Annotated in this window: 4 protein-coding genes; 3 read left to right on the forward strand and 1 reads right to left on the reverse strand. The window is 61.8% G+C overall.

Annotation, left to right across the window (positions count from 1 at the left end):
- Together C446_RS03030 and C446_RS03035 are read left to right on the forward strand one after the other, a co-directional pair.
- The coding region (locus C446_RS03030; protein ID WP_006671590.1) for an FtsZ/tubulin family protein at positions 1–1,048 on the forward strand (1,048 nt) is incomplete at its 5' end.
- A 274-nt stretch (positions 1,049–1,322) separates the two neighbouring features.
- Complete coding sequence (locus C446_RS03035; protein WP_006671591.1) at positions 1,323–2,930, forward strand: tryptophan--tRNA ligase; 1,608 nt, start codon at positions 1,323–1,325, stop codon at positions 2,928–2,930.
- A gap of 493 nt (positions 2,931–3,423) precedes the next feature.
- Here C446_RS03035 and C446_RS03040 read toward each other — a convergent pair whose 3' ends face one another.
- A complete protein-coding gene (locus C446_RS03040; protein ID WP_006671592.1) occupies positions 3,424–4,377 on the reverse strand; it encodes a formate/nitrite transporter family protein in 954 nt (317 codons plus the stop codon).
- Between the two features lie 2,129 nt (positions 4,378–6,506).
- On the opposite strand from C446_RS03040, the gene C446_RS18450 reads away from it, so the two are divergent.
- A partial coding sequence (locus C446_RS18450; protein WP_152419351.1) for a hypothetical protein occupies positions 6,507–7,143 on the forward strand: 637 nt, incomplete at its 3' end.

A 7,143-nucleotide genomic window follows, 5' to 3' on the forward strand; every position in this document is an offset into this window, starting at 1 on the left:
GGCGGCGCTCGAGACGATCCCCGAGACGAACCGTCACCGGTACGGCGAGGCGATCGAGAACGGACTCAACGGGAACCTCCAGCGAGGGTTCGAAGTCGGGGACGAGTACGTCGACGAGCTGAGTCGGCGACTCGACGACGGGCGACCCTCGATCGCGGACGCGTTCCTCGTGGTCGTCGGCCTCGGCGGGGCGACCGGCGGCGGCACCGTTCCGGAACTGGTCGCGACCTTACGGGCCGTCTACGACGACCCCGTCTACGTGCTCGCGACGCTCCCGGCGAAGCGTGAACTCGAGCCGCCCGAAGACCCGCTGGTCGAAGACATCGTCCCGGACGACGGCACCGACGACTCGCCGACGGCAGCCGTCGAAAGCGGCGACGACACCCGACCGCTCGCCGAGGAAAACGCGGCCCGAACGCTCGAGCGGCTCGACGGACTCGCGAACGCGTTGATCTGTTTCGACAACGACGCCTGGCTCCGGACCGGCGAGTCCCTTGCCGAGGGCCGGGACCGCCTCAACCGCGAACTCGCGACCCGGGTGGCGGCGTTTTTCTCCGCCGGCGCGGCGAACGAGGGCGACGTTGCCGAGACGGTGATCGACGCCAGCGACGTGGCCCGCATCCTCGACGGAGCCGACGATCGAACGACCGTCGCGACGCTCGGCTACGGGCAACAGGAGGTCGACACGGACGACGGCGGCTCCCGGTTCGGTCTGGGCCTGTTCTCGACGGAACCGGACGTGGACACCGCATCGGCCGTCAGCGCCGTCGAGACGACCATCAGCAAGGCCTTGCACGGGAAGCTGACGCTCGAGTGCGATCGTGAGAACACCGACCGGACGATGGTGATCGTCGGTGGTCCGCCAGCCTGGCTCAACCGGCAGGCCATCGCTGACGGCCGCCAATCCGTCCAGTCGACGACTGACTCGCGGGAGTTGATGGGTGGTGACGCGCCCCGACCGAACGGCGACCGTGTGTTCGCCGCGATCCTGTTTGCCGGCGTCGAACCTGTCGACCGGCTCGAGACGCTCGGGCAGGCGTCTCGCTAGCGGGAGCGGGAACTGGAACGGTTTTCGATCGAGACGACGCGGCGGCCGAGGGGACCACAGCGGACCCGTGCTGGTTGCTCTGTGCCCGAACCGTCTCGGCGTCGAATGCTGGTGCCCGACTTCGAGCCGGCGTCGAACACGTAAGCACTCCGTCGAGCGATTCGTGTCGCATCGGCTCACCGTTCACGGAGACGAGGGTCCACTCGACGGGGTCCGTTCGGGAGCGAGGGCGAAGGCGAAGGCTTTTGCGCGCCGGAGCGTCAAACCGAGGATAATGAGCGGAGACGATCCACGCGAGGAGACCCCGGAAACCACCGGGACTACTGGACACGAATCGAGTGAACCGTTGCCAGACGGTGGCGCAGCTGGAGCCGACGATGTCGCGCTCGATCCGTGGGGGTCCTCGACCGTCTCCGACTACCGGAAACTGTTCGAGGAGTTCGGCATCGAGGAGTTCGACGAGATTCTAGACGAGGTCCCCAACCCCCACTACCTGATGCGCCGGGGCGTCATCTTCGGGCACCGGGACTACAGACCCGTCGCCGAGGCGATGCGCAAGGACGAGCCCGCAGCAGTGCTCTCGGGATTCATGCCGACAGGCGATCCCCACATCGGCCACAAACTCGTCTTCGACGAGATCATCTGGCACCAACAGCAGGGAGCCGACGCCTACGCCCTGATCGCCGATCTCGAGGCCAATTCGGCCCGCGGGATGAGCTGGGCGGAGATCGACGAACACGCACGCAACTACCTCCTTTCCCTGCTCGCGCTCGGGTTCGACCCCGAAGAGGGCGAGCTCTACCGTCAGTCGACGAACCGCGAGGTCCAGGACCTCGCGTTCGATCTCGGCGCGGAGGCCAACTTCTCGGAATTCCAGTCGATCTACGGCTTCGACGGCGAGACCGACGTCTCGCACATGCAGTCGGTCGTCACCCAGATGGCCGACATCCTCTACCCGCAACTCGAGGAGCCAAAGCCCACCGTGATCCCCGTCGGACCCGACCAGGACCCCCACGTCCGGCTCGCGCGGGACCTCGCCGAACGGATGCGGTTTTTCAAGGTCTCGAAGGCGTTCGCCAGCTTCGAACTCGAGCCCGACGAACGCGAGCTCGTCGCCGACTTCTACGATCGGCTCGAACCCGAGGCGTTCGACGACGAGATGCTACGGTGTACACACGTCGCCGAAGCGCTCGAGGAAACGCCCCTCGAAGACCTCGCCGTCGACGCGAGCACGCTCGACTCGGTGCTGACGAAACTCGAGGAAGGCGGGATGGAGCCGCTGCGGCCACGGACGCGTTTCTTCGACCGACGGGCGACCGACGAGGCGTTCGACGCCTTAATCGACGCGATCGACGGCGAGAAACGCGTCTACGAGAACCACGTCGACGCGTTCGAACTCGACCGTGAAGCGGCCGAAGACCTCGCCCGCGAGGTCGAGGTCGCGAACGGCGGGTACGGCTTCCAGCCGCCGTCGTCGATCTACCACCGGTTCATGACCGGGCTCACCGGCGGGAAGATGTCCTCCTCGGTCCCGGCAAGCCACATCTCCTTGCTGGACGATCCCGAAGACGGCTACAACAAGGTGAAGGCGGCAACCACCGGCGGTCGCGAGACGGCCGAACAACAGCGCGAGAAGGGAGGCAAAGCCGACGAGTGTCCCGTCTACGAGCTGTACGCCTACTTGCTGTCCGGCGACGACGACGAGTTCGCCAAGCGCGTCTACGACGAGTGTGTCGGCGGCGAACGACTCTGTGGCGACTGCAAGGAACAGGCTGCCCAGTTGATGCGGGAGTTCCTCGCGGACCACCAGGAGAAACGCGCGGAAGTCGAGGAGTTACTCGAGGAGGCGGACATCGAACTCGAGTCGCCGCGTCGTCGATAGGTCCGGCTTTCAGACGGAGTGTGGAAGTCGACGAGGGGCAACCGAGGCGGTTCGCTACCAGTAGATCGTTACAGCAGACCGTATCAGTCGTCTCCACAGGCTCGTTTGCACCGATCGCTCAACATCTTGGTCGGCAGCCGGATGGACGACCCGGCTGTGTTACAGCGAGAACAGCGGGAACGCCCACGAGTTCACTCGTGGCATGAAACGCGTACGCTCGAGTGCCAGACCGCCCGTAGGGTGGCCGAGTTCAAGCCCACCAGGGTGTCCGGCCCGTGAGCCACACTGACTTCAGAACCCCAGCAGTCGACCGGCGACCTCCACGTGGGGATGCCCGTCTGTGACGGGCGCTGGTCCGTGGCCAGCACATCCCCCACGACTGCAGTCGTGGGAGCAGTCAGACGCCGTCCATCTCGAACTCCGTCTTCTCACAGCACTCGATCAACTGCACGTAGACGTTGGCCGCCGACGTGCACCGATCGGCGACCCGAGGTCAGTGAGATATCTTCGACTCTAACTTCTCTTTGAGCTTCTCCGGGTCCAGTGCTGTCTTGTTGGTGAACAGCCACTCGGACACCGAGAGCTTATCGGAGAGTTCGTGTACTTCGTGTGACGTTTGGTAGTAGTTGATCGTGGTGACGAGCACGACGCCACCGAGTGTGTTCCCGAGCAACACCGGGAGTGCGAAATTGGTCGCTCCATACAGGAGGCCGATTTCGCCGAGGAACACGAGATACATCACTTCGGTACTCGCGACGACGACGTGGAAGAGTCCACCGAGCGGGATCGCCAGGAAGGCAATGTAGACGAGCAAGAACCTGGTCGTCGAGCTTCGAACGCCGAAATCGACCCAGACGACGCCTGCGACGATCAGGCCAGCGAAGACGGCCCTGAAGAAGAGATCGAACCACGCGGTCTCGATCCCGGTCATTGCGATCCCGTTCAGCGTCGTTGCCACCTCCGGCGACATGACGCCACCGTGTGCCAGCAGTAACGCACCGACGGCTCCGCCGACCAGATTCCCCGCCAGGACGACAGTCCACATACCGAGCATTGCAGGGACGCTGGCCAGCCGATCCAGAACGAGGGCAACCGGTGGGAGTGTGTTCTCCGTATACAGCTGATAGTTCCCGAGAATGATATACAGAAAGCCGATCGGGTACAGCAATGCTCCCACGATCGGGACTCCACCTGCTGCCTCCGTCATCGAGGCGTAGAGCAGTACCGTGATCGTGATCGCAAAGCCCGCGGCGATTCCACTAAAGAACAGTTCACGTGTCGTACGACCGATCTCTTCGTCCGCCTCGATGAGCACGCGCTCGTAGATCTCGTCGGTCGAGAACCGGTTTCGAAAGAGGTCGGGGGCCTCCGTCGTTGTGCTGTCACGAGACTCGTCGGCGACGGAACCGTCGCCGGCCACATGGTTATCCTGCTTTGCTTCACTCATCTCAGTACGACCCAACATCTCTCGTGAAGGGGTGTAAGCGTAGCCACTGTCTAGTTAGACCCCACGAAGCACCGGCCGGTCGCGAGAACGTGGAGTGCTCTTCCAGCGGGTTCGGTCTCCCAGTACAGTCTCTCTCACTTCGTGTTTTCCGGGACACGTCGGTCGCTCAGATGGCCGACTCGAGAGACACCGTAGCGACTCCCGCAGAGGCGACGCAGCTTCGTATTGGTCCGGGCTGGACTACCAGTACGCACCGAAGAAGCCGAGTCGGCTCGGGGTGTCACCGACCGGCATCGTTCGAACGTGGCGAAGATCACCATCCGTCGTGAACTCGTGGACGTCACCGTCGACAGGCGAGGTAACGTATACTGCTTCCCGTCCACCCGCCATTGCAGGTACCGGTTCGTCGTCACCGCTCTCGAACGCGACTGTCTCACGAGGGTCGCTCGAAGCGATCCGCTCCCCGCTTTCGAGGTCGAACTGGTGGAGCCGGCCCTCCGGCGTGAGAACGATTACTGCCCCATCGTCGGTGACGTGAACACCGGTATCGTGATCACCGCCAGCCGTTTCCGCCGGGAGCTCGGTGACCACTGTAAACTCGTTGCTCGCCGCGTCGAAGAGCACGAGATGTCCACTGTCGGCTGCTGCAACGCGGGTGTGATCGGACACCCCCTCGAAATAGCCAACGCGATCGATCTCGTCGGGATATTCGACGGTGGTCGCCTCGGTGTAGTCGCCGTGTGCTTCGAGTGCGAGGACGTGGTCGGCCCCTGCGAAGAGACCGCCACCCTCGACGGCGATCTCGCCGTGGAGCCCCGGGCAGTCGTACGTGTCGACCCGTTCATCGTCGTAGAACACTGCTACCTCGTCGGCCACTCCGAAGTCGGCCTGTTCCTGTACCCACGAGACTGCAAACAGGTCGGGACCGAGTGCGGTTGCTCCACCGTGGTGAGGTGCTGGCGTCTCGATCGCCGTCACGTCCGGAGCGTCCGCCTCGAGCGTGCGTGCTTCGTGGACGAAGTGGGCCGTTCCGGAGCCATCAGCGAAGATCGAGAGGTAGCCGTGTCCAGCACTCGTATGAAGTGGTCGCTCGAGATCGAGTTCGGCGACGGGACTGGGAGCAGTGACGTGGTACTCAGCGTCAGCACCGTGTTCAGTCGCCCACGTCCCGCTGTCGATCAGATGGGTCGTCCCGGCCTCCGGCTGACTGACCGCCGCGACCTGCCCGTACTTCGGGATACCCAAGATCGGGTCTGCGTCCTCGATCGGAATCGAGTCGAGTAGCTCCCCGCTCGAGACCTCGAGTATCCCGACATCGGCTGNCTGCCCGTACTTCGGGATACCCAAGATCGGGTCTGCGTCCTCGATCGGAATCGAGTCGAGTAGCTCCCCGCTCGAGACCTCGAGTATCCCGACATCGGCTGTGGAAGCGTCGCCAACGATCAGTCTGGGCTCGGGGTCGGCTACTGCGTCAGGTCCCGTGTCGGACACGGCTGGTTCGTTCGGTTCTTCGTCCGCTGGGTCGTCGTTTCCGGTCGGCCCGCCGGTGTTCTCGGTGCTGGCGCAGCCGCCGAGTCCGGGTATCGCTGCTGCGCTCGAGACGGCTAGCAGCTTTCGACGTGTTGTGCCGGTGGTGAGTGTGTGGGTGTGGGTGTGGGTGTGGGTGTCGGCGTCGGCGTCGGCGTTCATCGTGGATGCCCGACCACAAACTATCGGAAATTAGTATCTAAAACCCCCGGTGTCTGCCGACCGACTTCCGGGTTAACAATGTCAGGGTCTCCCTGGTCGATGACTACGATACGAAGGGAGTGGGGACTGGATGAGACAGAGAAGTTGAGGCTAGGGGAGGGTATGGTCACGACCACCGAAACGTCGTCGCAGTCTCTACCTCGAAAAAGCACAGGTCGTACGTATATTTGGCACGTATTGGTTTGTTGAAACCCACAGGTGGAGACCTGTTCTGCGAATCGTGCTGAATATAGCGGATGAGTGCAACACGAGGACTCTATTTGTTTCGCGGTTACACCGGTGAATCATCTCGTTATACGTGCGTACGGAGCAAAGTAGCAAAGTAGAAGCGATTCTGGGAAGGGAGAAAACATTTATCGCATGATGGTTGAGTTCCTAACATGAATCGGCGAACATATCTCACGACAGTTGTACTCGGTGGGCCACTTCTAACGGGATGTGCAGATCGAGCGGATAGTACGGACTCACCTTCGGTAAACGATGATGAGAAGACCTCCCCAACCGAAGAAACGCTCCGATGTACTGAAGAGACGCATGAAGCTGAGTCTCCCTTTCCAACAGTTCACGTTCACCAGGACAACATGGAAAGTGGCGATGTTTCTTACAAAGTAGGTAGATGCTCGCCATTTTCGTCATCAAGCCCCGCAGAAATTGAAATACTGATCTCAAATGACGCCCTTGATAATAAACTCGAATTCCAAGGAGATTACCCGTTGAGATGGGAAAGCGGTATTCCAAAACCATATGTCGAGAGTCCTAGTGATTCCCCCTCGCATCTCGATGTCTATCTCAAGGATATTGCCTCCAGGCAGAATCTCGTCCCACCAGCCCCCGACAAAGGATGCTGGCAAGCATCAACTACACCACAAATTGATGATACAAACGAGGAGAAAGTAATATTAGAGCCTGGCGAGTCCAGAACCTGGAAATTCGTACTCCTCGAAAATGCGACTACTTCTGAATGCTTGCTCGAAGAAAAGTACATTACCCTGTTGCACGCTTTCGAAATTAGGGCCA

Origin of the sequence: Halobiforma nitratireducens JCM 10879, from assembly GCF_000337895.1 — an archaeon.
In the GTDB taxonomy this organism is placed as follows: domain Archaea; phylum Halobacteriota; class Halobacteria; order Halobacteriales; family Natrialbaceae; genus Natronobacterium; species Natronobacterium nitratireducens.

Bases quoted from the DNA above. Each gene is read 5' to 3' on its own strand.
- C446_RS03035 (WP_006671591.1), top strand. From the start codon at position 1,323: ATGAGCGGAGACGATCCACGCGAGGAGACCCCGGAAACCACCGGGACT.
- C446_RS03040 (WP_006671592.1), bottom strand. From the start codon at position 4,377: ATGAGTGAAGCAAAGCAGGATAACCATGTGGCCGGCGACGGTTCCGTC.